The sequence below is a fragment of the Amycolatopsis sp. NPDC004772 genome (assembly GCF_053601215.1).
Window position 1 is genome coordinate 172,179 of the sequence record NZ_JBSGBK010000002.1, and the last position, 25,793, is coordinate 197,971.

Genomic DNA, 25,793 nt, shown 5'->3' on the forward strand with positions numbered 1-25,793 from the left:
GGGACTCCGCGAGGTCAACCCAACGCCTCCAGGTGCGTCGCCGCCTCTTCCGCGCCGCCGGCTGCCTCGAACGACTCGCGGATTCGCGCCGCCCCTTCCGCGTACTCCGGGGCCGACTCGATCGCCTTGCGGATGTCCGCCGCCTTCGCGCGGTCGAAGCGCAGCCGTACCCCCGCCGAAGCCGCGACCACCTGCTGGGCCAGCATCGACTGGTCGTCGCGGATCGGGGCGACCACCAACGGCACCCCGGCCGCCAACGCTTCGCACACCGTGTTGTGGCCGCCGTGGCAGACCACCGCCGATGCCCTCGCGAACACCGCCACCTGCGGGATCCGCCGGGCCAAGGTCACGCTCTCGCTGATCAGCGCGCCGGCCGGATCCACCACCAGCCCCTGCACCGACGGCATCCCGGCCAGCGCGTCCACGCTCTCCGCGAGGAACCTCGCGCCCGCCGAGGCGTTCGACGTCCCCAGCGTGACCACGACCAGCGGTCGTCCATCCACAACGGACCACTCGTCCGACGCGACCGGCAGCACCGGCCCGACGAACGCCACCGGCACCGCCAGGCGGGGATCTCCGGCCAAGGCGCGGGTCGTGAACGCCAGCACCAGGTGCGGTGAGAACCGCAGGTCGCCGAGCAGCACCCCGTGGCGAGCGCGCAGCCCGGCCTGGAGCTCCGAAACCCAGGAGGCGATCTTCGGCAACGACCCCAGCGGGTCGGCCAGCTCGGTGGACGTCGAGGCCGACGTCGCCCACGGCAGCCCGCACCGCGCCGCCACCAGCGCCCCCGCCATCGCCTGCTGGTCCACCACGACCACGTCCGGCTCGAACGCCGAGACCGACGACGCCACGCCCGGCACCATCGCGTCCGCGAGCGGCACCAGGTACGACTCCCACAGGTACTTCAGCGCCGCGAACCCGCGCAACCCCGGCGGCCGCAGGGACAGCTCGAACGGCGCGGAATCCCCGGCGGGGAACACCGGACCACCGACCAAAGTGGACAGAGTGGGCTCGGGACCGCACCAGGCGACCGAATGGCCCCGCGCGGAAAGCACCTCGGCCACCCCGCGCAACGGCGCCACGTGCCCGGCCAGTGGCGGCACGACCAGCAGGAACCTCACGCCGCGTGCCGCCCGATCCAGCGAAGCACCAGCTCGCGCACCTCCCGGTGCTGCTCCACCAGCACCGAATGCCCCTGCCCCTCGAACACGTGCAGCTCGCCGTTCGGCAGCAGCGACGTCAGGGCTTCGAGGTCGTCGGCCTGGTAGCCGTGACTGCCCAGGATGGACAGCACCGGGCAGCCGATCGCCGCCACCTGCTCCCACGTCAGCAACGGCCCGAGCGGGACCTCCTCGGCCATCTTCGTCGACGTGATCCGCTCGGCCGCCATCCGCGCGAGCCGCCGGTGGTGGGCGCTGAAGTTCGCCTCGATCCAGTCGAAGCTCTCCTCCACCTGTAGAAACCGGACGGTGTGCGCGAGGATCGCGCTCATCTTCTCCGCCCACACCTCGGTCGCCGGCTCGGATTCGATGCACACGATGCTGCGGACCCGGGACGGACACGCGACGGCGTAGCTGTAGGCCAGCGTGCCGCCGAAGCTGTTGCCCACCAGGTGCACCGGCCGGTCGACGCCGAGCTGCCGCAGCAGGTCGTCGAGGTCGGCGACGAAGTCCCCGAGCGTGTACCCGCGCTCCGGCCGCTCGGTCTTGCCGTGCCCGCGCAGGTCGTAGCTGATCACGTCGATCCCGGCGGCCGCGACCGGCGGGGCCAGGGTCAGGTAGAAGCTCGCCAGGCTGTCGGTGCCCATGCCGTGCAGGAACACCACGGTTTCGGTGCCGCCGGCGGGCACGAGCTGCACGTTCGTGCGCAGCCCGTTGACGGTCATCGTGGGCACGTGCGCTCCCCCACGAACCGGGCGATGTCGCCGACGGTCAGGCCGATGACGTCGTCGAGGTCCTTCTCCGCCAGGTACTCGGCGAGGTTGACGTCCGGCCCGAAGTGCTCGGCGAGGATGCTCGCGAAGGTCACCAGGTCGATGCTCTCCAGCTGGAGGTCCTCGTGGAACGTCGTGTCGGGCGTGATCTCGACGCCGAGGACTTCGGCGTCGCCGACGAGCTCGGCGAGCAGCTCGGCGACGACGTCGAACGTGGTGGACGCGATGGTCATTTCGTGCTCCCGAGGTGTGCGATGGCGGTGTCGCCGTCCAGCTCGACCGGGACGGCGAAGCGCGGCAGGTCCCGGTGCCGTCCGGACACCGTGCCGTCGTCGTGGACGCGGATTTCCGCCGGGTAGACGGGTTCGCCGAGCCGGGCGCGGACGGCGTCCTTGACGGCGATGCGCCGCAGCAGCCAGCCGCGCTGCTGCCGCGGCGGGACGGCGGCGAACTCGGCGCGTTCGGACGCGCTGAGGTAGATCCCGGCGTAGATGTCCCGCGCGGCGACCGTCGGCCAGCGGTCGGTGACGGCCACCGAGCCGTCGTCCCGCCGTTCGGCGAGGAGGTGCTCCGCCGGGAACGCGTAGACGCGGTGGGCGGCGCGGTCGCACGGGAACCGGACGTCCCGCCAGCCTTCGATGCTCGCCAAAACGTCACCGTCGCCAGTCAGCTGGGCGTCCATCTCGAGGACGTCCGGCCGGGGCAACCGGACCCGCACCAGGCACTCGAGCCGCGTCCCGGGTGCCGGTTCGGGGCCGTGCCAGGTCAGCCGGCCGATCGAGCGCGGGAAGGCCAGGAGGTCGTCGGCCCGGGTGGCCATCAGCCAGCAGCCGAGCAGCTGGCCGACGTTGTCGAGCAGGCCGCCGGGCGCGTCCGGGACGACCAGTTCGCCGCGGATGTGCTGCTCGCCGAGGCCTACCAGCCGGGCCAGGCCTTGGTACGCGGGGCCGTGGAACATCTCGCGCCGCGCGTAGACCTCGGCCGCGGACAGCGGCGGCGCCGTCTCCGGTCCGGGCACTTCGGCCCGGGCCGGTGGTGGCGAGAAGGTCCCGAGTTCGACGGTCATCAGCGCGTACGGCCCGATTTCGACGGTCACGTGGTCGCCCTCGCGGCTCATCGACAGCGGCACCTGCTGCGCCGGAGCGGCGATGAGCCAGCGGGAGAACACCGCGTCGCGCACCGCGACCGCCGCCGTCCCCGGCCAGGTGCGCTCGACGGCCCGGCAGGCGAGGTCGACCAGGGTCGTCGCGGGGACGACCGGACGGAAGTCCGACTCGTCGGGCCAGTCGTCGCGCTGCCGGAAGAACCGGTGGTCACGCAGGTACGGCATGGCTGCCAGGGACACGTCCACAGTGGACTCGACGCGGCGCCGGGCGGCCGCGACGACGTCCGCCGCGGCCTGGCGCGTTTCGGTGAGCAGCGCGGTGAACTCGGCGACGATCGGGTCCGGCACCCCGGCCGGCAGGCCCGGCTCGTCCAGCAGGCCGCGCGCCGACTCCCCCAGCGAGAGCAGGGAATTCCCGGTGGTGAGCCGGATCCGCCGCGGTTCCAGCGCCGCGAAGTCCGGGTCGCCGCCCTCGGTCCACAACGCGGTGGTGAGCCGCCGGAGCTGCGCGAGCCCGGGCCGGGTGCCGGACGCGGCCGCGACGACCAGGTGCCGCCGCTCGCCGAGCGTGTCGGCGACGAACGAGCCCAGCTGACCGGCACCGACCTGCACGAACACCCGGAACCCGGCGTCGTGCAGCGCCTCGGCCAGCTGCCGGAACCGGACCGGGCGCAGCAGGTGGTCGAGGTAGAGCCGGCGGACGTCGGCCGGGTCCGCCGGGTACGGCCGCGCGGTCGTCGCCGACCAGACCGGCAGCGCCGGCGCGCGCAGGTCCAGGTCCGCGACGAGCCGGGCGAAGGGCGTGAGGTGCGGTTCCATCAGCGGGGTGTGGAAGCCGGACCGGAACGGCAGGGTCGTGGCCACGATCCCCGCGCCCCGGCACGTCGCCGCGAAATCCGCGACGACGTCCGGCGGCCCGCACACGATCGTCTGCTTCGCCGCGTTTTCGTGGGAAACGACCAGGTCAGCGGGCAGCAGCTCGGCCACGCGGGCCGCCGAGGCGCCCAGCACGAGGTAGTCCGCCTCCGGCAGCTCGAAGCCGTCCGGCCAGTAGCGCACCACCGCGTCCGGTGCCGCCGTGTACATCCCGGCGGCCTGCATCGCGGTCCACTCCCCGACGCTGTGCCCGGCGAGCGCGTCCGGCCGGATTCGCAGCCGCCGGAGGACGTCGTCGAGCAGCAGCCCGGCCGCCGACACGCTCGCCGCGCGGTCGAGCACACTCGCCGTCGACCACTGTGGACGGTCGAGCGCGAAGTGCCGGGCGACGTCGTCGAGGCGGGGTTCGCCGCCCGCTTCCAGTCCCGGGTGGACGAACGCGGTCTTTCCGCCGGGCAGCAGGGGATCGACGCTGCACCAGATGTCGCCGGCGCCGTGCCACGACCGGCCCTCGGCCGCCACCTTGGCGATCACCCGCCGGGCCGTGGCCCGCTTGCGCTCGTCGGGGCCGACGATCCCGAGCCGGCACGGGCCGTCCCCCGCGCCGGGCGTGTCGAGCTGGTCCAGGAGGTCCTCCGGCGTGCGCGCGGCCAGACGCAGCACGCGTTCCGGCTCGTCGACCCGCACCCGCCGCTTCGGGGCCGGATCCCCGGCTTCGAGCACGACGTGAGCGTTCACTCCGCCGAAGCCGAACGCGTTGACCGCGGCCACCCGTGGCAGCGCGCCCCACGGCTCGGCCTCGGCCAGCACCCGGAAGCGGGTCTTGTCGAGCAGCGGGTTCGGGTCGGCGCAGTGCAGCGTCGGCGGCAGGACGCCGTGGTGCAGCGCGAGGGCCACCTTGACCAGCCCGGCGACCCCGGCGGTCGGCAGCGTGTGCCCGATCATCGACTTCACCGAGCCGATCACCGCGCGGGGCCCGGCCGCCGGGCCGAAGACGTCGGCGACCGTGGTCAGTTCGGCGGCGTCCCCGGCGGGGGTCGCGGTGCCGTGCGCTTCCAGCAGACCGATCTCCGCGGGATCGTGGCCCGCCCAAGCGCGGCGCAGGGCGAGGGTCTGGCCGGCGACGGACGGGCTGAGGAGGCTCGCGCCCCGCCCGTCGCTCGACGTGCCGCAGCCGCGGATCACGGCGTACACGCGGTCGCCGTCGCGGCGGGCGTCGGCCAGCCGCTTGAGCACGACGATCGCGGTGCCCTCACCGATGAGCATGCCGTCCGCGTCGCGCGACAGCGGGCTGATCCGCTGGCTCGGCGACAGCGCGCCGAGCTGGGTGAACAGCGACCACAGCGTGTCGTCCTGCGTCTGGTGCGCGCCGCCGGCGAGCACGACGTCGCAGCGGCCGCGGGCCAGCTCGCCGATCGCCTGGTCGACGGCGACCAGCGAAGACGCGCAGGCGGCGTCGACGGTATACGCCGGGCCGCCGAGGTCGAGCCGGTTCGCCACCCGCGCGGCGGCGAGGTTCGGCACCAGCCCGGCGGCGGTCTCGGGCCGGAACTCGCCGAGCGGTTCCAGCAGCGCCGTCCGCAACCGTTCGAGGACGGCCGGACCGGCCGACGGCATCAGCTCGCCGACCGTGCGGGTGATCTGCCGGACGGTGCGGACGCGCTGGTCGAAGCCCTGCAGCCCGGGCGAGAGGTAGCCGCCGCGGCCGAGCACGACGCCGATCCGCTCGGGGTCGCCGAGCCGGCCGAGGCCACCAGCGTCCGCGACCGCGCCGACGGCGACGGCCAGCGCCGTCAGTTGGTCCGGCTCGGTGCCGTCGAGGGACGTCGGCGGGACACCGTGGGCGACCGGGTCGAAGTCGAGGGTGTCCGCGGTGAAGCCGCCACGCCGGCCGTGGGTGCGGTCCGGCGCGGCGCCGTCGCGGCCGTGGAACTCCGGGTCCCGCCGGTGCGGCGGGACGTCGGTGACGGCGTCGGTGCCGTCGACCAGGTTTCGCCAGTATTTGTCCACTGTGGACGCGCCGGGCAGGAACACACCCATGCCGACGATCGCGACCGGGGTCACCACAGCGACGCCGTGTACAGCACCGCACGGTCCGTGCCGTAGGCGAGTTCGCGCAGCAGGGCCGCGGTGGCGCCGGCCGGGTCGAGCAGGGCGACGTCCCGGCGTTCGTACTCGCGCGCCAGCTCCGGCGAGACCATGCCGCCGTGGTCCGGCTCCGGCGCCCACGGTCCCCAGTGGACGGTGACGGCACGACCCGGCCAAGCCGTTCCGAGGGTTTCCAGCGCGTCGTTCGCGGCGGCGTAGTCGGTCTGGCCGCGGTTGCCGAGCACGGCGGCGATGCTGCCGAAGAAGGCGACGAACCCGGGTTCGGCCTGGAGCGCTTCGAGCAGGGCGCGTGCACCGTCCACTTTGGTGTCGAAGACGGTCCGGAACGACGCTTCGTCCTTGTCCGCCATCAGCTTGTCGTCGATCACCCCGGCGGCGAAGACGACGCCGTCGACCCGGCCGCCCAGGTCCTCGACCAGCCGGCGGACCGCGTCCGCGTCACGGACGTCGAGCGCGTGGTAGGCCGGCGCACCGCCGGCGGCGCGGATCTGGTCGAGGGTCCGGCCGATCTCGCGCTGGGCCAGCACGGTCCGCACCCGGCGTTCGATGCCGGCAACCGAGCCGCCGCGGCCGGCGAGCACCGCCCGCATCGCGGCCGGATCGGCGGGCAGGTCGTCAAGTTCGCCGGGCCACGGCGTGCGCCCGGCCAGCTCGATCCGGGCCCCGGAGGCGGCGAAGGCGACCGCCGCGTGGGCGGTGATCCCCCGGGCCCCGCCGATCAGCAGCACGACGGAGTCCGGGCCCAGGCCCAGCGCGGCGAGTTCGCCGCTGACCGGACCGGCGCCGGAGTAGGCGATCGACGGCAGGTCCGCCGGCCGCGGCTCGACGGTGAACCGGCCGGCGTTGTCGTGCCCGACGACCGCGGGGCCGTCGCTGAGGGCCTCGTCCACCAGCGTTTTCGCCACGTCCTGCGTGACCTCGACGAGCCGCGTGACCCCCTCGCGTTCCAGCGCGGCCGACCGGACCAGGCCCCTCAACCCGGGGACCGCGTCCGGCTCCGCCGCCACGAGAACGTCCCCGCGCAGCGCCTTGAGCCGGGTGAACACCTCGGTGAGGTCGCGGGCGAACAGCACGGTGAGGTCCGCGTCCCCGGTGACGACTTCCGCCCCGGCCGCGGCGAAAGCGGCCCGCACGGCGTCGTCCGGCGCGGCCACGGTCTTCCCGCGCAGCCGCCCGGGATCCGGGTCGAGCGGCACCGGTACCCGCTCGAGCCGGTACCGGGTGGGCGCTTCCGTGGCCGGCGTGGGGTTCAGCCAGCTTTCCAGGTGTGCCGTCAGCGCGTTCGCCGTGCGGTCGCGGCTGAGCTGGTCGGTGCGGTCGTCGGCGGGGAGGCCGAGGCGGGACAGCAGCGTGCCGGCGATTTCGGTCCGCTTGATGGAGTCGATCGAGAGGTCGGCTTCCAGGTCGAGGTCGCCGGCGATCATCTCGGCCGGATAGCCGGTGCGCTCGCTGATCACGCCGATCACCGTGCCGAGGACGTCGGCCGGCGCTTCGGGTTCCGGCTGCGGCTCTTCGATCCGCCGCTCGTCGAGCACCACCGGCACCGGGGCAGGCGCTGGGGCGGGCGCGGGTGCGCTGCCGAGGTAGCCGAGCATGACCTCCCGCTGGGCGGCGACGAGCTCGCGGGTGGTGCGCAGGAAGTCCACGATCGCCTGGTCGCGGCCGGGCGCGGGCTGGGTCATGGCGGTACTCCGGATTCGTCGGGCCGGGGGCAGGGCGGGGACGGCGGAGCCGGGCGCGCGGACGGACCGCCCGTCCACGGCCCAGGCGGTCGGGGACGGTTCGGGGGGCTTCGGCCTGGCCAGCCGTTCGGTCCGGACGTCGACCCCGGCTTCGGCCAGTGCGGTGAGCGCGGCCAGGAAGCCGGTGAGGTCGGGCCCGCAGGCGACGACGGTGTGCGGCCGGTCGCCGAGGATGTCCTTGACCAGCCGCGACAGGACCCGCCCCGGCCCGGCTTCGACGAAGATGCGCGCTCCGGCCGCGTACATGGCCTCGATCTGGCCGAGGAACCGCACGGGGGCACCGATCTGCGCGGCCAGTTCGCCGCGCACGTCGTCTTCGTACGGCTGGGCGGTCCGGTTGGCCCACACGGGTTTCCGCGGCGTCCCGATCGTCGCTTCGCTCAGCTCCCGGGCGAACACCTCGCCCGCACCGGCGACCAGCGGGCTGTGGAAGGCACAGGCGACGGGGATCCGCTGGGCGGAGACGCCGACTTCTTCGAGCCGCCGGATGGCCCGTTCGACCGCGGCGACGGGTCCGGAGAGGACGGCCTGCTCGGGTGCGTTGTGGTTGGCGACGACGACGTCCGGGCCGATCAGCGTGGCGGTGAGCGTGTCGCGGTTCGCTTTGACGGCGGCCATCGTCCCGGGCCGGGCGACCTGGGCGATGGCTTGCGCGCGAGCCCGGCTGAGGCGCAGGAGGGTCGCGGTGTCGAAGGCCCCGGCGACGGAGAGGGCCACGAGTTCGCCGTAGCTGTGCCCGGCCAGGAAGTCTGGGTGGACGTTGAGCTGGCCGAGAAGCTTCACGACCGCGGTTTCGACGAGCCCGAGCGCGGGCTGAGCGACCCGGGTGTCGGTGAGGGCGCTTTCCCGGGCGTCGGCGGCCTCGGCGGTGAAGGCTCGGGGCGGAAAGGCCGTCGCGGCGACGTCGGGCGCGAGGCGGAGGAGTTCGGCGAGCTCGGGGAAGTGGACGAAGAGCTCGGCGAGCATGCCGGTGCGCTGGCTGCCCTGGCCGGGGAAGAGAAAGGCGATCTTGCCGGGGTCGCCGGCCGCAGCGAGCCCGCCGGGATCGCCTGCCGCGGCGATCTTGCCGGAGTCGGCCGCGCCGAGCCGCCTCGCCGTGGGCGGCTGCTGCCCCGCCACCGCGCGTTCCAGCTCGGCCAAAGCCTTCTCGGCCGCCGGTGTCCAATCCCGCAACCCGTGCCGGCGATCCGGGGCCACCGGTGCCGCGCCCAGGACGGCGTGGAAGTTCGTCCCCCCGAAGCCGAACGCGCTCACTCCGGCGAGCCGGGCCGGGTGCGCCCACGGCCGGGCCGCCGTCGTGAACGTGAACGGGCTCGCCGCCGGGTCCCAGGCGTCGTTCGGCCTGGTCAGCTGCAACGTCGGCGGGACCACCTCGTGCCACAGCGCCAGCGCCGCCTTGATCAGCCCCGCCAAGCCCGCCGCGCACTTCGTGTGGCCGATCTGGCTCTTCACCGACCCGAGCACGCACGAACCCGCCTCCGCGCCCGCCTCCGCGAAGAACGCCGTCAACGTGCGCAGCTCGGTGGCGTCGCCCACCACCGTTCCCGTGCCGTGGGCCTCCACCAGCCCCACGTCCACAGGGGACACTCCCGCGTCCCGGTACGCCCGCTCCAACGCCCGGCGCTGACCGTCCGGCCGCGGCGCCGTCAAGCCGAGCGCCTTGCCGTCACTGGCCGCGCCGACACCCTTGACCAGCGCGTAGATCCGGTCGCCGTCGCGCTCGGCGTCGGACCGGCGCTTCAGCACCAAGCACGCCACGCCCTCACCCAGCGCGATGCCGTCGGCCGTCGCGTCGAACGGACGGCAGCGGCCCGTCGGGGACAGCGCGCCCGCCGACGTGAACATCAGGTAGTCGTGGATGCCGTTGTGCAGGTCGACCGCGCCGCAGAGGACCAGCGAACTCGTGCCGGCGCGCAGTTCCTTCGCCGCGAGGTCGAGCGCGGCCAGCGACGAGCCGCACGCCGCGTCCACCGTGTAGTTCGCGCCGCCGAGGTCGAGGCGGTTCGCGATCCGGCCGGAGATGACGTTGGCCAGCGTGCCCGGGAACGTGTCTTCGGTCGGCTCGGGCAGCTGGGCGAGCAGCTCGGGCGGCACTTCGTCGAGGTAGCCGTCGAGGAGGGACCGCAGCGTGCCCGCGTTCGCCAGGTCACCGCCGGCCTCCGCGCCGAACACCACGCTCGTGTGCTCGCGGTCGAAGTCCCGGTTCGCGTACCCGGCGTCGGCCAGCGCGCGGCGCGCCGTCTCCAGGGACACCAGCTGCGCCGGGTCGATGCTGCCCATCGCCGACGGCGGGATGCCGAACTCCAGGGGGTCGACGTCCAGCGCGGGCAGGAAGCCGCCCCACTTCGACGTCGACTGTCCGAAGTAGACGTCCGGGTCCCAGCGCTCGCGGGGGACTTCGGTGACGGCGTCGTCGCCGCGGAGGATGGCCGACCAGAACGCCGGCAGGTCGGACGCGCCGGGGAAGGTGCAGGCCATGCCGATGATCGCGAGGTCGCCGGAGTCCGGCACCGGTTCTTCCGGGTGGACGAACGTCTTCCCGGCGGTGACCTCGCGGTGCAGCTCGGCGATGGTCGTCCGACGGTCGCGCAGGACGGCCACCTCGCCCGCCATGAACATCCCCTCGGCCAGCTGGGTGGCCGTGTCGAGGGCCTCGCCGTCGCGGCGGACGCCCTTGCTGGCGACGCGCAGCCGTCCGGTGTTCAGCTCCTCCAGCCGTTGCCACGCTTCGGGTGTGTCCCCCAGACCGGCTTTGACCTGCGCGAACTCCGCCGTGTACGGGCTGGGCAGGCAGCGCGTGCGGTGGCCCGGCGCGGTTTCCAGCGTGACGGTCGTGTCCGCGGCGAGCGCGCGGTCCTGGAACAGGCCGGTGATCGCGCCGTGCGCCACGGCTTCTTCGGTGAACAGGTAGGCGGTGCCCATCAGGACGCCGGCGGCGTCGAGCGGCTCGGCCATCGCGGCGACCATGGCGGCCGAACGGGCGTCGTGGATCCCGCCTGCGAAGAGCACCTCGACGTCCTTCGCGGCGCCGAGGACGGCCAGTTGTTCCTCCCACAGCGCGAAACTCGCCTTCGGGCCGACGTGCCCGCCGCACTCGGCGCCCTCGAAGACGAACCGGCGGATCCCGGCGTCGAGGTACTGGCGAAGCAGGACCGGCGAGGGCACGTGCAGGAACGTCGCGATCCCCTCGGCTTCCAGGGCTTTGGCCTGCCCCGGTTTGCCGCCCGCGACCAGGACGCACCGCGGCCGCGCCACGCGGATCGCGGCGAGCTGGGCGACGCGCAGGTCGTCGGGGACAAAGCCGAGGATGCCCGCGCCCCAGGGGCGGTCGCCGAGGCGCTCGGCGGTGCGGGCGAGCAGCTCGGTGGTGCGCGCGCCGTTCGCCGTGGCGACCGCGACGAACGGGAACCCGCCCGCGTCGGCGACCGCGGCCGCGAAGCCCGGCTGATCGCTCACCCGCGTCATCGGGCCCTGGACGACCGGGAGCGCACTGCCCAGGGTCGCGCACAACCGCGTGCCGAGGCCGGCCGAGGGCACCTGCGCGCCGACGATCCGTCCGACGTCCACAGTGGATTCGACGACGACGCCCGCCGCGCCTCCGGCGAGCGCACCCACCGCCGTCCGCGGCCCGGCCACTCGGCCCCAGACCGGGACGTCGAAGGTGTTCAGGAGCTGTTGCAGCAGAACGAAGTCACTCAGGTCACCACCGCGGGCGACGAGTCCCAGCGCGCCGCCGCGAACGGCTTCGGCGGCCGTGGCGACGTCCGCGACCTCGGCGAGCGCCCCGGCCCACGGCGCTTTCGTGCGGACGGCGAAGGCCGCACCCAAGGGCACCGGGCCGTCCGTCCGCACCGCGTACGGCACCCGGACGCGGGCCGCGACCAGCCGCAGGTCCGCGGGATCGGCACCGTCGAGGACGCCGAGGCCGCCGCCGCGCGCGACCGCGGCGACCACGTCGGGATCGCCGACCCCCAGGCACCGCAGCCGACGAGCGTGCGACGGCGGGACGAGCTCGGCCATCGGCGGACCTCCTGTGCGCGGGGCGTTGCGATCTTCAGGAATAACGCACGAGGCACCGGAAACGCAATACTCGTGCTAACGTGCAAAACCGTGGAACAAGGCAGGATCATGGCACTGAGCAGCACTTTTATCACCTGCATCGCAACCCGGAAATACATTTCCCGCACGCACGTGACAATTCGAAGCTGAAATATCTGGAGCTCGCGTGGAACTGACTGGACGCGTGGTCGCGCTGACCGGCGCGGCACACGGAATCGGGGCCGCCATGGCCCGCCGCTTCGCCGCGGAAGGCGCGGCCGGGGTGGTCGTGTCCGACGTGGACGCCGCCGGCGCCGCCCGGGTGGCGGCCGAGATCACCGCCGCGGGCGGCCGCGCCGTCGGGGTGGCCGCCGACGCGACGTCCAAAAAGGACCTGAAGGCCCTGGTCGCGACGGCCCGCGCGGAGTTCGGCCACCTCGACGTGTTCTGCGCCAACGCGGGCGCCGCGTTCGGCACCGGCGTGCACGCGGCCGACGAGCAGTGGCAGCGGTCGTGGGAGATCAACGTCATGCAGCACGTCCACGCCGCGCAGGTGGTGCTGCCCGCGATGCTGGCCCGCGGCGAAGGGTATCTGCTGATCACGGCGTCGGGGGCCGGCCTGCTCGGCATCCCGGGCGACGCGCCCTACTCCGTCACCAAGCACGCGGCCGTCGGCCTCGCCGAGTGGCTGGCGATCACCTACCGGCCGCGCGGAGTGCGGGTCAGCGCGCTGTGCCCGCTCGGCGTCCGGACGGCGCTGCTGGAGCCCGGCATCGCCGCCGGCCACCCGGCCGCGCTGGCCATCGCCGCGGCGGCCCCGCTGATCGACCCCGAAGACGTCGCCGAGGCGGTCGTGCGCGGGCTCGGCGCGGAGGAATTCCTGATCCTGCCGCACGAATCGGTGCGGGAGTCCTTCGCGCGCAAGGCCGGCGCGGTCGACGCGTGGATCGACGAGATGGCCGTGGGAGGCTGACGTGGAGTACCGCAGGGTCGGCGCGAGCGGCCTCGCCGTCAGCGAGATCGCCTACGGCAACTGGCTGACGCACAGCGCGCCCGGCTGCGTCGCGGCGGCGCTGGACGCGGGTATCACGACGTTCCACACCGCGGCGGCCTGGGACGGCGGCGCCGCCGAAGCCGCGTTCGGAGCGGCGTTCGCCGGCGTGCGCCGCGAAGACCTGGTGCTGTGCACCGGCGTGTTCTGGCCGGAAGGGCCGGGCCCCAACGACGCGGGGTTGAGCCGCAAGCACGTGATCGCGTCCCTGGAGGGCTCGCTGCGGCGGCTGCGCACCGACTACGTCGACGTCCACCAACTGCTGCGCTTCGACTACCGCACGCCGGTCGCGGAGACGTTCCTCGCGCTGTCGGACCTGGTGCGGCAGGGGAAGATCCGGTACGTGGGCACGTCGGAGTGGACGGCCGAGCAGCTGCTCCAGGCCCACGAAGCCGCCACGCGGTACGACGTGCCGCTGATCGCCAACCAGCCGCACTACTCGATGCTGTGGCGGGTGCCCGAGGCCCAGGTGATGCCGGTGGGCGCGCGGATCGGCGTCGGGCAGTTCGCTTCGGTGCCGCTCGCGCAGGGCGTGCTGACCGGCAAGTACCGGACGGGGCGGATTCCGGCGGGCTCACGCGGGGCCGGGCCGTCGTCCGCGCAGCCGTTGCTCCTGCCGGAGCTGCTGGAGCGGGTGGAGCTGCTGCGCGGCGTCGCGGACGACGCCGGCCTGACGATGGCCCAGCTCGCGCTGGCGTGGACGTTGCAGCACGAGACGGTCGCCTCGGCGGTCGCCGGCGCGAGCACGCCGGAGCAGGTCACGGAGAACGCCAAGGCCGCCGGCGTCCGCCTCGACCTCGACGTGCTGACCCGGGTCGACCACCTGCTCGGCAGCTTCGTCCAGACCGACCCGCGGCTGGTGTGGTCGCCGCCGGCCCAGCTGACCTAGCCTGCGCCCAGGCAGACGAACGGGCGCCGGAACGGATCGACGGCGATCGCGTCGGCCAGCGCGAGCGCCGGGCTCTCCCGGACGGCCAGCGCGCGGTAGTAGTCGTCCATCGCGGCGGCCGAGGCGAGGTCGCCGACGCGGGACAGCGGCGCGATCACCGTCCGGGAGCCGCTGGCCAGCAGCGCGCTGGCGAAGCCGAGGGCCTCGTCGCCGGGCCGGATCCGGTTCATCGCGAGCTCGCACGCGGCGAACACGACCTGCCGCGGCGGCTGCCGCAGCCCGGCCATCTCGTGGCCGAAGAGAGCACCGTCGGCGAGTTCGAGCCGGGAGAACAGCGCGTTCTCCGGCTCGTGGGCGCCGTGCGCGGCGAAGTGCGCGAGCTTGGCGCCGTCCATCGCGCGCAGCACGGACTTCACGGTGGCCTTGGCCCCGGTCATCGTCGTCGCGGTGCGGTAGTGCGTGGTGAGTTTCTCCAGCTCACCGCGGGCGCCGGCCAGCCCGGGCCCGCGGACGAGCACGATCTTGCGCGCCCGCGACGACTTCGTCAGCTCGGCGGCGAGCCACGCTGTCGCCGACGGCGCGACGACGGTCGGCCGCCCCCGCAGCCCGGGCAGCACCCCCCACGGCACGGCGTACAGCGGCCCGGTCGGGACGACGACCAGTTCGCGGTCGCCGATGAGGTCGGCGAGGGGCTGGATGAGCTGCGTGTCGAGCTTGTCCGCCTGCTTGTGCGCCGACGTCATGACGACCTCGGCCAGCCGCTCGGGCAGGTTGTCGGGGGCCAGGGCGTCGAGGTCGACGTTGAGCACGCGCGCGGATTCGGCGGCGGATTCTGCGGACCCGAGCCGCACGAGCCGGCACTCGCCCCCGGCGACGACGACGGCGACGAGCTCGTCCCCGGAGGCGGCGAAGCTGACCATGGCCCGCTCGCCGAGCCGCGCGACGACCTCGGCCAGCCCGGCCACCGGCCGCGGCCGGCCCCACCGCCCGGTGTGCCAGCCGAGCCGCTGGGCTTCCCGCAGCCGTTCGTTGTACTTCGCCCGCAGCCCGGCGATGGGGTGGCCGTCGTGCTGGGCTTCCTGGATGGCCTGCCCGAGCCCCCGCACCTCGGCCACGCGCGCGGCGAGCTCCGGATCGGTTCCGGCGGAGAGCGGTTCGTAGCGGTAGGTCTGGGCGCGCGTCCGTTCGAGCCAGACGAACAGCCGCCGCGCATCGTTGCGCTCCAGCACGAGCTTCACGGCGAGATCGGCCAGCTCCTGCCCGTGCAGAGCGGTTCCGGAGACGAGGTCCAGCCCACCCATCCGATCCCGGACGGCATCGAGCTCGGTGAGCCCGGACCGGATCTCGGTGAGCGCCTTCGCCCGGTCCCCTTGGGCAACGGCGAGCTCGGCCCGGCAGAGCCGCCGGAGCATCCGGTAGTCGATGGGGGTCAGCTGACCCGGGCGAGGGACCTTCTGGAGGGTCTCGACGGCCCGCTTGAGGTTCCCGCGCCGGACGTCCAGCCGGACGGCGAGCATCCGCGCGGTGGCGGCCTGCTCGGTCAGGCGCGGAACCGGCAGCGTCTCGGCGGTCCGGATCGCCCGGTGGGGCAGCGCCGCCGGGATCTCCCCGGACCGCAGCGCTTCCCGGACGTCCGCCTGCAGGCCGATGATCTTCGCGTTCCCGACGCAGGTCTGGCAGCCCACCTTGAGCATCCGGCGCCGGGCCGACCCGGCCATCTGCCGGGCGAGCCCGAGCTCGTCCGCCATCAGCGCGGCTTCCGCGCGGTGCAGCTCGATGTAGGCCAGCTCGCGGGTGACGCTCGGCTGCGACTGCATCGCCGCCATCAGGTCGTCGAGGTGTTCGCCCGCCTCACCGGCCAGGCCCGCGGCCAGCAGCGCCTCGGCCTGCTCCAGCCGGAGCTGCGACGGCACGTCGAGATCGAGCGCCCGGTACGACCGCTCGCTGACCTCGTACAGGCGCAGCGCCTCCGGCACGTCGCCGGTCCGCAGGGCCAGGGTGCCGAGGAACCGGCGCCCGTCCGCCGCGTCGGCGCGCAGCTCGAACTTCTCCGCGAGCTCGATCGCGCGGTTGAGGTCTTCGCGGGCCTGGGCGACGTTGCCGAGCTTCGTGTGGACCCAGCCGGTGGCGGCCAGGGTCTGGACCAGGCCGACCATCCGGGGCTCGGGTTCGGGGGTGTGGTCGAGCCAGTAGCGCCGGTGCTCCATCGACGCGGCGAAGTACGCGAGGCTCTCCTCGTTCCGGCCGACGCTCATCAGCCGCGCCCCGTAGTTGTGCTCCAGCGCCGCACTCAGCTCGGCGCGCACGACGGGGTCGACCACCCCGTTGATCAGCAGGCGGACGTCGTTCAGCCCGGCCAGGCCGGCCTTGAAGTCTCCGGTGATCTCCGACGTGAGTGCCACGAGCGTGCTGGAGAGCCGGATCCGCGTGATCATCCAGTCGGTGTGGTGCTCGGGTTCGACCGGATACATCGCCTCCAGCAGGCCCATCCCCTTGCGGAGGAGGCGGACACCTTCGTGGAAACGCCCGAGGCAGGAGACGTCCGAAGCGGTCTGCTGGAGTTTGCGGACCCTGTCGATGGTCTCGGACGGGTCCAGCTTTGTCACAGGCACTCTCCTATGACAGCACAGGCGAAAGCAGAACGGAGCCCGCCTACCGGTCAAAGATCGGCAGGCGGGCGGTCACAGCTTGGTGAAGCTCAGTTGACCTTCTGGTAGCACGGAGGTGCGCAGTTCGGCGTCACGACCGGCTCTTCCTTCAGGTGGTCGTGACCGACGTGCACCCAGCCGAACTGGTCGGGTTCGGGGTGCGGGACCACCGGGCCGGCCTTCTCGACCGGCTCCGGCGTTTCCTCCGGCTTGACATCCGTGGGCGTCGACATGGTCGATCTCCTCTCCCCTGGGGATCTTCATGGGGACGCTGCCGTGACGGTGAGTCCCCCTGTCGCGAGGCCCTCTCCCCGCGAACGGACCAATAGTTTCACATCGGAGCAATGATCGGGAGAGTTTTTGCTACGGAAAGTCAGTCCGAAGCGCGTGAGCAGCGTTGATGCCCCGCCCGGAACGTCCTAAAGGGTGAAGTCTGTAACGACGTCCACTACAGACGTGCATTCCGCCCCCTGGGCGAGCGGTGTTGCTCCGGATACGGACCGTGACGACCGGACGGTCCGGCCCGAGTGTCCCGTGTGGACGGCTAAGCCGTCGCCGCCGCGTGGACCGCGCGAACCAGGCGAGCGTTTTCCGGGGCCGCGCCGCCCGGGAAGGCGAACCGGCGGCGGTTGTAGCCGTACGCGAGACCGCTGCGGGGGTCGGCGAAGGCCTGGGAGCCGGCCGCGCCACTGTGGCCGAAGGCGCCCTGGCCCAGCACCGGGTAGTCGTCCGAGACGATCGCGAAGCCGAGCCCGAACGCGTTGCGGTTGCGGGTCGAGAGGTCGTCCCCGATCGAGTGGATCTGCGCGAACTCGGCCGCGGTCTCCGGACGCAGCAGCGGCTCCGGGCCGCCGATCACCGCCGCGTACATGCCGGCCAGGCCCCGGGCCGACGCGACGCCGCCCACCGACGCCGGGCTCAGCTGCCGGACCAGCTTGAGGTTCGGCAGCTCCCAGAGCTCGGGCGCCTTCGGGTGGTTGCGGTTGAAGGCGATGCCCGTGAGGCTGTCCGGCCCGGTCGCGTTCGCCTCCAGCTCGGCCAGCTGCTCCGGCGTCGGCAGCATCGGCTGCGTGGTGAGGAAGCGCGGCTCCAGCTCCTCGGGCAGCCCGAGGTAGAAGTCCAGGCCGAACGGCTTCCGGACGCGCTCTTCGAAGTGCTCCTGGATGCTGCGGCCGGTGACGCGCCGGACGACCTCGCCGGTCAGGGCGCCGATCACGAGAGCGTGGTAGCCGAACGCGGTGCCGGGCCGCCAGTAAGGCCGCTGCGGGGCGAGCCGCTCGGCAATGACGCGATCGTCGGCGAGCTCTTCGGCGCTGAACCCGTCGTCGGCACCCACGACGCCGGCGCGGTGCGCGAGCAGGTCCCGCAGGGTGATGGCGTCCTTGCCGGCGGCGCCGAACTCCGGCCAGTAGTGGGCGACCCGCTGGTCGAGCTCGAGCACACCGTCCTGCACGAGCAGCGCGACGACCAGGTGCGCGGCCCCCTTCGTGGAGGAGAAGACGCCGGTCAGCGAGTCACCGGTGATGGCGGGCCCGGTCCACAGATCGACGACCCGTTCGCCGCCGACGTGCGCAACGAGCTGCGCGGCGTAGTCACCGCCTTGATCGACCGCAACGGCGGCGAACTCCTCCCGGACGGACTCGAACCCAGCGGCAACGGTCCCCTGCACGTGCTCGGACATGGCGGCTCCCTCGGTGATCTCGACGTCTGCGCCAGGAACCAACCCACGAGAAGCCGAGGTATTCCGGCCGTTCGGCATTCCGGCCGTTCGGTGTTTCGGAACGCGGTAGAGACGCGGCCGCGCGGGTACCAGTCCGATCATGAAGCTGACTTCCACCGTGCTCGGCACGCCGGAACCCCGCGCGCTCGCCGAGTTCTATTCGAAGCTCCTCGGCTGGCCGATCCGCACGGACGAGCCGGAGTGGGTGACCCTCCGCCCGGACGACGGCAGCGCCGGCCTGTCGTTCCAGCTGGAGACCGGGCACATCCCGCCGGTGTGGCCGCAGGCCGAAGGTGCCCAGCAGATGCAGCTGCACCTCGACATCGAGGTGGATGATTTAGAGCAGGCAACGGCGGCGGCGACCGCGGCGGGAGCGGTGGTCGCCGAGTTCCAGCCGCAGGAGGACGTTCGAGTGTGCTTCGACCCGGCCGGGCATCCGTTCTGTCTTTGGACGCGCAAGGGGTGAGGTTGGACCGGGGCCGCTTACCTAGGATTCACGCTGAAGCGGGCAGCGACGGTCGCCGACGTTGGCGGGCCCGGCGCGGGCGCTGGTCGAGGGCCTTGGTTTAGCGCGGTTTCCGATGTGTCGCGTGATCCGGGCGGACTTTCGCGGGTGGGGCGGCCGGGGAGGCGTGCGCGGCGGGGGCCGGTTCCGCAACGCCGCGGGACGGGTGTTGTGCCGGCACGGAGGCCGGGGTGCTCAGCGGCGCGGAAGCATCACGCGGGTCATCAGCAGGCGGGCGGGCGTCGTCGGCACGGCAAGACGCGGTCCTCGGCGGGGCGAGGGCATGGACATGCCGCACGGGCAGGGCGCCAGAGAGCGGGCGGAGGCTGGCGGTTGCGGGAGGGCGGCGTGGGCCGCCATCCCCGGGGGCGCCGGGCACGGCGTGGGCTGGCAACAGGCGGGCATGCGCGGGAGCACGGCGCGAGCCAGCAACAGGCGGGCAGGAGCGAAGGCACGGCGTGGACCGGCAACGAGCGGGAAGGCGCGAGGCACGACGCAGGCCGGCGACAGGCGAAGCGCGGCGCGAGCCGGCAACAGGCGGGCAGGCACGGAGGGCGCCCCGGGCCCGGTTCAGGACGCCAGCGGGCGCGGGCGGACGCTAGGGGCGCGGGAGCCCGGCGCGGGCCCGTCAGCGAGGCGGACCGGGGTCGGCGGTGCTGGGCGCGCGGGCCGTCAGTGGGCGGGCCGCCGGCGGGTGGTGGGTGCTGGCTGTGCGGGAGTGGGTGGCGACGGCGGGGTGGGGTGACGCCCCGCGTTCGGTTGGTCACAGGATCCGCTATGTTCGGCCTAGGTCCTGTTTCCGGCGAACGGAGTTGAGTCCTGTGGGGGTGCACCGGATCTGGCACCACGGACTGGTCCCCACCGAGGGGAAACGCCCCCTGGACGCCTTGCGCAGCAGGCTGATGAGCCGCCAGCGGCAGCAGGACGACTACACGGTGAGCGATCTCGGGTCGTCCGATGACGGTGGTTCGCGGCGGTGCGATCTTCAGTTCGCGTACGAGGGCAGCGAAGGCCGCTACTCCGTTCAGGTACTGCTTTCGCTCTGCTACCGCGCCGGCGAGGATCGGGTTACCTGGTTGCTGAGCGCGGCGTGTACGCGGCCTTGGCGTAGCTGCCATGACGCGCCCGCCTGGCGGATCGGGTTGGAGGAGCTGGGCGCCAGCGGCAGCGACGAAATCCCGATCGAGACGCCGGTGCTGGCGATGCGCGGGTGGTCGCGCAAGGAATGCGACCACCTCGCCGACCTGCTCGGTGAGGCGCTGGCGGCACCGTGGCGCTCTTCGGCCGTGCTGGTGCTCACCGAGCCGCCGACGGTTCCGGTGGAAGGGTGGCCCGGGCTGGTCAACGTCTTCGACGTCGACGATCGCTTTCGCCACACCCTCAACCGGCACCTGCCGCTCGGGTGCGCGCTGCCGCAGGGCGCTCGGCTCTACGTGCCGCCGTGCGACCAGCTGCCGGACTTCGTCTTCAGCGAGAGCCCGGTGTCCGGTGAGGCGCTGGAGGGTGCGATCACCCGGCTCATCCAAACCCGCGGCCGGACGCCCCTGCCGGAGGAGTGGGCGGACGTGCCGAGCGTGCGGGCTTGGTACGAGACCGATCCGTTCGCTTCGCCGGACCGCGAGCCCGACGCCGAACTGGTCGAGAAGCTCGGCCGCGCCGAGCGGGAACTGGCCGAGGCGCGGGGTGTGATCACGATCCTGCGGAAGAAGTCCAAAGCCCACGCCGAAGAACGGGACCGGCACGCCTGGGAGGTGAAGACGCTCCGCCGCCGCCTCGAGGACGTCTGCGCGACCGACGTCGCCTGCCTGCGCGACCAGCTCGCCCAGCTGCAGGCGGAGGTGGACGACTACGCGCGGGCGTTCGAGGAGACGGAGACCGAGCGCGACGAACTCAGACGCGTCAACGGGCTGCTGGCCGGCCGGCTCGCGCGCCACCACGACGCCGACGACGAGGTCGCCGCCGCCGAACGTCCGCCGGAGGACTTCCCCAGCTTCGCCGAGCTGATCGGCGCCGCGAGCGCTTCGCTCAAGCACCTCGCCATCACGGCCGAACCGGCGCCGGCGGCGATCCTCGACCACCACCCCAAAGCCGCCGCCTGGCGCCGTAAGGCGTGGGACGCGCTCCGCACCCTCGACGCCTACGCAGGCGCCCGGACGTCCCTGCTCGGCGCGGGCCAGGATCCGGGCCCCGAACTGTCGGACGTGCTCGCGTTCGCCCGCACCGGCCAGCCGGGTTCGCTGATCAGCGCGAACATCATCGCCCTGGCCGAGTCGGACACGGTGACGACGAACGAGCGGCTCCGCCAGGCCCGCACGTTCCGCGTCGATCCCCGGACGAACCCCGCGGGCCGCGACTACTTCGGCGCCCACATCGCCCTGGAGCGCTTCAAATCCCCGGCCCCGCGCCTGCACTTCCTCGACGACACCGACGGCACGGGCATCGTCTACGTCGGGTACCTCGGCGCCCACCTGCCGACGTCGAAGACCAACTGAGCGAGAATCGCGCGCATGACGGAGATCGCGCACAAGCACCTGGCCTACTGCTGGATCGCCCGCGGCGACCGGGTGCTGTTCCTCCGCCGCGGGCCCGGCGTCTTCCTCGCGGGCCGGTGGGAACTGCCTGGCGGCACGGCCGAACCAGGCGAGCGCCTCGAAGACACAGCGACGCGCGAAGCGGCGGAGGAGACCGGATTGACGGTCCGCGTCACCGGCGAGCTCGCGCGCGACGCGTGGCCGGATGTGGCGGGACGGCCCTTGCGCATCCACGCTTTCGTTTACACGGTGGAAGAGGAGGGCGCCCGCGAGGTCACGCTCAACCCCGGGGAGCACGACGACTTCGCGTGGCTGACTCGGGTAGAGGCGCGGGAACTGTTGCTGCCGGACCATTTCCGGCGGCTGCTCGATCGGTAGGACATTTCGCTTGCGCAGCACCGGATCGCGGTGCTGCCGAGGTCTTCGGGTCGTGGTCATGTCTCCGACCTTATCCGAACAAGTGTGCGACCGTCATCGCTGGAACGGGTGAACTCAGAGGCGGGCTTGCGCGGCATTTTTCGTTGCCACACAAGGGTTCCGCGCCTAGGGAGCCCCCGATTTCCACACTACCCGAAGGCACCGACAAAACTAGCGCGGTGCGAGATACCGCAGCAGCACGCTGGCGCCGTCGGTGAGCACCGACGCCAGCTCCAGCTCCGCCGGATCGACCGGCACCCCGACCGACGCCCGGCTGCCCGTCCCCGCCACCAAGAACGGCGCCACCGTCAAGCGGAACTCGTCGACCAGCCCCGCCTCGATCAACGACCCGAACAACCGGGGCCCGCCTTCGCAGTCGATGCGACCCAAGCCCTCCGCCACCAGCGTCGACACCACGCGCGAAGCCGACACCTCCTGCTCCCCCACCACGAACACCCGGGCGCCATGAGCCGCCCAGGCGTCACGCAACGCGCTAGGCGCCGCCGAGGAGGTGAAGACCAGCGTCGGAACCGCCGCCTTGGTGATCACCGGGGCGTCCGGCGGCAGGGAACGGCCCGTGGTCACCACCGCCACCGGGGCGATCGGGGCCAGGCCGAACCGGCGGCGGCGGTCGGCCGTGGCGGCGTCGGGGCGCATCCCCTCGAAGCCCTCCGCCATCGCCGTCCCCGCGCCCACCAGGACCACGTCGGCCAGGTCGTTGCCGAGGCGGTAGACCACCCGGTCCGCCGGGGTCGACAGCGCCCCGGACCGGCCCTCGACCGCGATCGCGCCGTCCGTGCTCGACACGAAGTTCACCGCCAGCCAGCGGGGGTCCGCCGGGTAGCGGTACAGCTGCTCGAGGTCGCTCTCGGCCAGGTCGCGCGGGGACGGCCAGAGCTGGCGGATCACTCCCATCGGACCGCCTTCGCCGGCGGGCGGGTGCCCGCGATGCTCGCCGCCATCTCCGCCACGTGACGCACCTCGCGGACGTGCGCCGTGCGGATGATCGCCACCCCCGCCGAGGCCGCGAGGGCCGCCAGCGCCAGCCCCGCGGGCGTTCCGTCGCCGGGCACCGAAGCCAGCACGGGCACGTCCGCGGGAGGCAGCGGCGCGCGGAATTCCCCGATGTCCAGCACAACGGACAGACCGGGCACGGCAGGAACAGCAGGAGCGGCGTAACCGGCGTCGTACCGGGCCGCGACCTCGGCCAGGTCCGCGCGCGTCACGATCAGGTCGGCGCCCGCTTCGCAGCAGGCCGCGGCGACCGACGGGTCCACGGTGCCGACCCCGATGACGAGGCCGGGAAAACTCGCACGCGCCTGCTCGACGAGGGACGCGGATCCGGGGAAACCCACGAGATCGGCGCCGTCGGCAACAGCGGCGCGGGCCGCGGGGAGCGACTCGACCGCGGCCAGCACCAGCGCACGGTCACTGCTCAACCGGCGGCCCCGGAAGACGAGGTCGGGGGTTTTCATCGCACTCTCCCTGGCTGGACGTCCTTCGCGATCATAAGCGACCAGCGGGTGAGTGTTCTTCGCCGTCAGGTGGCGGGGCTTCGTCGCCGGGCCACCCGACTTGACGGCTCCTTAAGAGGCGATCGCCTCGTTGATCGCCAGCAGCTCCTGGGCGGTGCGCGTGGCGGTGAACTCGATGACGTCGTACCGGGCGAGCCGCTGGACCACGAACGGGTCACTGGCCAGCACGGCGTCGAGCTTGCCGCGCAGCACCGAGCGGACCAGGATCACGTGGTCGGCCGAGCCGTTGCCCTTTCCGCAAACCAGGAAGAGTCCTTTCGTGAATTGTTTGCGCACCCAGTCCGAATGGTCCGGAAGTGCGTAGTCGACTTCTGTTTCGGGCGCTGTATAGGTCAGCAATGCGATGTACATGTTCGAAGGATAGAACGCCTTTGCCGACATCGCATCCGCCTGGCGAGTGGCGCCCGGCACGCTCCCCGTCAATATTCCGTCAAGAAGATTGGAATTCCTTTACCGGCGCTTTTTCGACACACTCACCGATTTTCGTACGCACGTCGTCGTACGTCGGGGTGTCGCCACCGGGCCGACGCGGCGACCGGGCTGCCCGGCGAGACTCGGCAGCATGAACCCACTGACCCGCATCCGGTACGACGGCCGCCGCGCCGAGCGGATCGCCTACGCCGTCGGCGCGGCGCTGTTCCTCGGCGGCGTCGTGCACGCTCTGGTCCTCATCGCCACCGGCGGCTCGTGGCTGGGCCCGCTGTCGATGCGCAAGGCCGTCACCTTCGGCCTCTCGTTCGGGCTGACGCTCGCCTCGGTCGCCTGGGCGACGTCGTTCCTCACGGTGCGCCCCGGGGTGCGCAACCTCCTGCTCGGCGCGTTCACCGCGGCGAGCGTCGTCGAAGTCGCCCTGGTCAGCATGCAGGCGTGGCGCAGGGTGCCGTCGCACTTCAACTTCGAGACCTCGTTCGACAGCACCGTTTCGATGACGCTGGCCGCGGGCGGTGGCGTGCTCGTCCTGACGGTCATCGGCTTCACCGCCGCCGCGCTCGTGGAACCCGGCCCGGCCGCGCCGAGCCTGCGCCTGGCCGTCCGCGCCGGCCTGGTCGTGCTGCTGGTCGCGCTGGCCACCGGGGCGGTGATGATCGGCCGCGGGGTGGTCGCGGCCCGCGGCGGCGACCCGCAGCTGGCCTACACCACCGCCGGCTCGCTCAAGCCGCTGCACGCGGTCGCCATGCACGCGATCCTGGTGCTGCCCGCGCTGGCCTGGATCCTGCGCCGCACGCCCCACCCGGAGGCCCACCGGCTGCGCGTCGTGAAGATCGCCGTCGCCGCCGACGCCGTGCTCACCGCCGTGATCGGCGTCGAGTCCTTCACCGGCATCGACCCGCTGGCCGCGCCGCTGCCGCTCATGCTCCTGTCCGCGCTGGCCGCGGCGGTGCTGGGGGGCACCGGAATCCACGCGTTGTCCGGCATTGAACCGGCCGTCCGATTCGTACGTGTCCTCAACGGGAAGGCAAGGGGCCGGTAAAGCGGCGGACGGAGAACACGCGTGCGGCACGGTATGACCCCCCACGGCCTTTTCCAGCAGAACAAGGCCCACAGCCCGTCGTTCTTCTCCGTGGCCAGGGCGATGGGCCAGCACGCGGACGACCTCGCGGACTTCTGCATCCCCTGCAACCCGTACTTCCCGACCGACGAGATGTTCGGCGAGCTCGAACGCAACCTCCGCACGATCCTCAAGTTCTACCCGAGCGACGCCGGCGCGATCACCGCGCAGCTGGCGAGCGTGCTGCGGCTCAACCCGTCGACGATCTCGCTGGCCAACGGCTCGACCGAGCTGATCACCTGGATCGACCAGCTGCTGGTCGATTCCAGTGTCGCCGTGCCGATCCCGACCTTCGGCCGCTGGACCGACCAGCCGATGGAGACCGGCAAGCGCGTCGACATGTTCCTGCTCAAGGAAGCGGACGGCTTCGAGCTGCGGGTGGACGAGTACATCGACTTCATCAAGCGCCGCGGCTCCCGGGTCGCGGTGCTGTGCAACCCGAACAACCCCGACGGCGGGTACCTGCCGCGCCGCGAGGTGATCCGGTTCATGGACGCCCTCGAAGACCTCGACCTGGTGGTGATCGACGAGTCCTTCATCGACTTCGTCGAGGTCGAGCGGAACCCGTCGGTGGCCGCCGAAGCCGTCGTCCGGCCGAACGTGATCGTGCTGAAGAGCCTCGGCAAGAACTTCGGGCTGCACGGCATCCGGTTCGGCTACCAGGTCTCGAACCCGGCGTTGACGCGCAAGCTGTCGGCCGCGCTGCCGAAGTGGAACCTGAACTCGCTCGCCGAGACCGTGATCTTCATGCTCGCCGAGCACCGCGCCGAGTACGAGGACAGCCTCAAGAAGCTCGCGCTCGACCGGTTCATGATGCATTCGCAGCTCGGGCAGTTCCCGGAGCTGACGGTGTTCCCGTCGCAGGCGAACTTCCTGCTCGTCAAGCTGCCCGCGTCGGTCGACGGCGCCGAGCTGTGCGACTACCTGCTCACCGAGCACCACCTGCTGGTACGCCAGTGCGGCAACAAGATCGGCATGACCAGCCAGTTCATGCGCTTCGGGGTGCGACCGGACACCGAGGTCGAGCGGCTGGTCGAGGGACTGCGGGGCGTGGAGCGGCTCGGCGGCGGGCGGCACACGACGCCGACCATCGAGCTGGTCTCCCACTCGCGCGAGCCGGAACGGTCGATCAGCTGAGCACCTGG

At 72.8% G+C, this 25,793-nt stretch carries 18 protein-coding genes; 7 read left to right on the forward strand and 11 right to left on the reverse strand.

What is annotated here, in order from left to right; genetic code table 11:
• Positions 1–14 precede the first annotated feature (14 nt).
• Genes ACWEF6_RS02215 through ACWEF6_RS02235 form a run of 5 tightly spaced genes read right to left on the reverse strand, consistent with a single transcriptional unit; the run spans position 15 to position 11,785 of the window.
• Positions 15–1,121, reverse strand: coding sequence for a glycosyltransferase (locus tag ACWEF6_RS02215; protein WP_449681203.1), 1,107 nt, complete (start codon positions 1,119–1,121; stop codon positions 15–17).
• On the reverse strand, positions 1,118–1,894 hold the full coding sequence (locus ACWEF6_RS02220; protein WP_310967216.1) for an alpha/beta fold hydrolase: 777 nt from the start codon (positions 1,892–1,894) through the stop codon (positions 1,118–1,120). The genes ACWEF6_RS02215 and ACWEF6_RS02220 overlap by 4 nt, the downstream gene beginning before the upstream one ends.
• Positions 1,882–2,166, reverse strand: a complete 285-nt coding sequence (locus ACWEF6_RS02225) for a phosphopantetheine-binding protein (RefSeq protein ID WP_449681204.1) — start codon at positions 2,164–2,166, stop codon at positions 1,882–1,884. Before ACWEF6_RS02225 ends, ACWEF6_RS02220 begins: the two co-directional genes overlap by 13 nt.
• Positions 2,163–5,981: a beta-ketoacyl synthase N-terminal-like domain-containing protein gene (locus ACWEF6_RS02230; protein ID WP_449681205.1), complete on the reverse strand. Its 3,819-nt coding sequence runs from the start codon at positions 5,979–5,981 to the stop codon at positions 2,163–2,165. The genes ACWEF6_RS02225 and ACWEF6_RS02230 overlap by 4 nt, the downstream gene beginning before the upstream one ends.
• Complete coding sequence (locus tag ACWEF6_RS02235; protein ID WP_449681206.1) at positions 5,975–11,785, reverse strand: SDR family NAD(P)-dependent oxidoreductase; 5,811 nt, start codon at positions 11,783–11,785, stop codon at positions 5,975–5,977. The genes ACWEF6_RS02230 and ACWEF6_RS02235 overlap by 7 nt, the downstream gene beginning before the upstream one ends.
• 205 nt (positions 11,786–11,990) lie before the next feature.
• Here ACWEF6_RS02235 and ACWEF6_RS02240 point away from each other — a divergent pair, with 205 nt between their 5' ends.
• A complete protein-coding gene (locus ACWEF6_RS02240) occupies positions 11,991–12,776 on the forward strand; it encodes an SDR family oxidoreductase (protein WP_449681207.1) in 786 nt (261 codons plus the stop codon).
• Position 12,777: 1 nt separating this feature from the next.
• Positions 12,778–13,743: an aldo/keto reductase gene (locus ACWEF6_RS02245; RefSeq protein WP_449681208.1), complete on the forward strand. Its 966-nt coding sequence runs from the start codon at positions 12,778–12,780 to the stop codon at positions 13,741–13,743.
• Here the strand turns inward: ACWEF6_RS02245 and ACWEF6_RS02250 are convergent.
• The 3 genes from ACWEF6_RS02250 to ACWEF6_RS02260 form a co-directional block, all read right to left on the reverse strand.
• A complete protein-coding gene (locus ACWEF6_RS02250) occupies positions 13,740–16,349 on the reverse strand; it encodes a CHAT domain-containing protein (RefSeq protein WP_449681209.1) in 2,610 nt (869 codons plus the stop codon). The two genes, ACWEF6_RS02245 and ACWEF6_RS02250, sit on opposite strands and share 4 nt — an antisense overlap.
• A gap of 92 nt (positions 16,350–16,441) precedes the next feature.
• Entirely contained in the window at positions 16,442–16,624 is a 183-nt protein-coding gene (locus ACWEF6_RS02255; RefSeq protein ID WP_449681210.1) for a hypothetical protein, read from the reverse strand.
• A gap of 311 nt (positions 16,625–16,935) precedes the next feature.
• Positions 16,936–18,072, reverse strand: coding sequence for a serine hydrolase domain-containing protein (locus ACWEF6_RS02260; RefSeq protein ID WP_449681211.1), 1,137 nt, complete (start codon positions 18,070–18,072; stop codon positions 16,936–16,938).
• Positions 18,073–18,211: 139 nt separating this feature from the next.
• Between ACWEF6_RS02260 and ACWEF6_RS02265 the strand changes: the two genes are divergently transcribed.
• From ACWEF6_RS02265 to ACWEF6_RS02275, 3 genes are all read left to right on the forward strand, one after another.
• Complete coding sequence (locus ACWEF6_RS02265; RefSeq protein ID WP_449681212.1) at positions 18,212–18,577, forward strand: VOC family protein; 366 nt, start codon at positions 18,212–18,214, stop codon at positions 18,575–18,577.
• A gap of 860 nt (positions 18,578–19,437) precedes the next feature.
• On the forward strand, positions 19,438–21,108 hold the full coding sequence (locus tag ACWEF6_RS02270) for a hypothetical protein (RefSeq protein WP_449681213.1): 1,671 nt from the start codon (positions 19,438–19,440) through the stop codon (positions 21,106–21,108).
• A gap of 15 nt (positions 21,109–21,123) precedes the next feature.
• Positions 21,124–21,525 carry an NUDIX hydrolase gene (locus ACWEF6_RS02275; protein ID WP_449681214.1) on the forward strand — a complete coding sequence of 134 codons (402 nt, stop codon included), beginning with the start codon at positions 21,124–21,126 and terminating at the stop codon, positions 21,523–21,525.
• A gap of 210 nt (positions 21,526–21,735) precedes the next feature.
• On the opposite strand, the gene ACWEF6_RS02280 is transcribed toward ACWEF6_RS02275, so the two are convergent.
• From ACWEF6_RS02280 to ACWEF6_RS02290, 3 genes are all read right to left on the reverse strand, one after another.
• Positions 21,736–22,473: a dihydrofolate reductase family protein gene (locus ACWEF6_RS02280; protein ID WP_449681258.1), complete on the reverse strand. Its 738-nt coding sequence runs from the start codon at positions 22,471–22,473 to the stop codon at positions 21,736–21,738.
• Positions 22,470–23,039: a dihydropteroate synthase gene (locus ACWEF6_RS02285; protein WP_449681215.1), complete on the reverse strand. Its 570-nt coding sequence runs from the start codon at positions 23,037–23,039 to the stop codon at positions 22,470–22,472. The genes ACWEF6_RS02280 and ACWEF6_RS02285 overlap by 4 nt, the downstream gene beginning before the upstream one ends.
• A 111-nt stretch (positions 23,040–23,150) precedes the next feature.
• The gene (locus tag ACWEF6_RS02290) at positions 23,151–23,450 is read right to left on the reverse strand and encodes a YciI family protein (RefSeq protein ID WP_310967195.1); all 300 of its coding nucleotides are present in this window, start codon (positions 23,448–23,450) and stop codon (positions 23,151–23,153) included.
• A gap of 211 nt (positions 23,451–23,661) precedes the next feature.
• On the opposite strand from ACWEF6_RS02290, the gene ACWEF6_RS02295 reads away from it, so the two are divergent.
• Both ACWEF6_RS02295 and ACWEF6_RS02300 read left to right on the forward strand, forming a co-directional pair.
• Complete coding sequence (locus ACWEF6_RS02295) at positions 23,662–24,570, forward strand: hypothetical protein (RefSeq protein WP_449681216.1); 909 nt, start codon at positions 23,662–23,664, stop codon at positions 24,568–24,570.
• Between the two features lie 33 nt (positions 24,571–24,603).
• Entirely contained in the window at positions 24,604–25,785 is a 1,182-nt protein-coding gene (locus tag ACWEF6_RS02300; RefSeq protein ID WP_449681217.1) for a pyridoxal phosphate-dependent aminotransferase, read from the forward strand.
• The last annotated feature ends 8 nt before the right edge of the window (positions 25,786–25,793 follow it).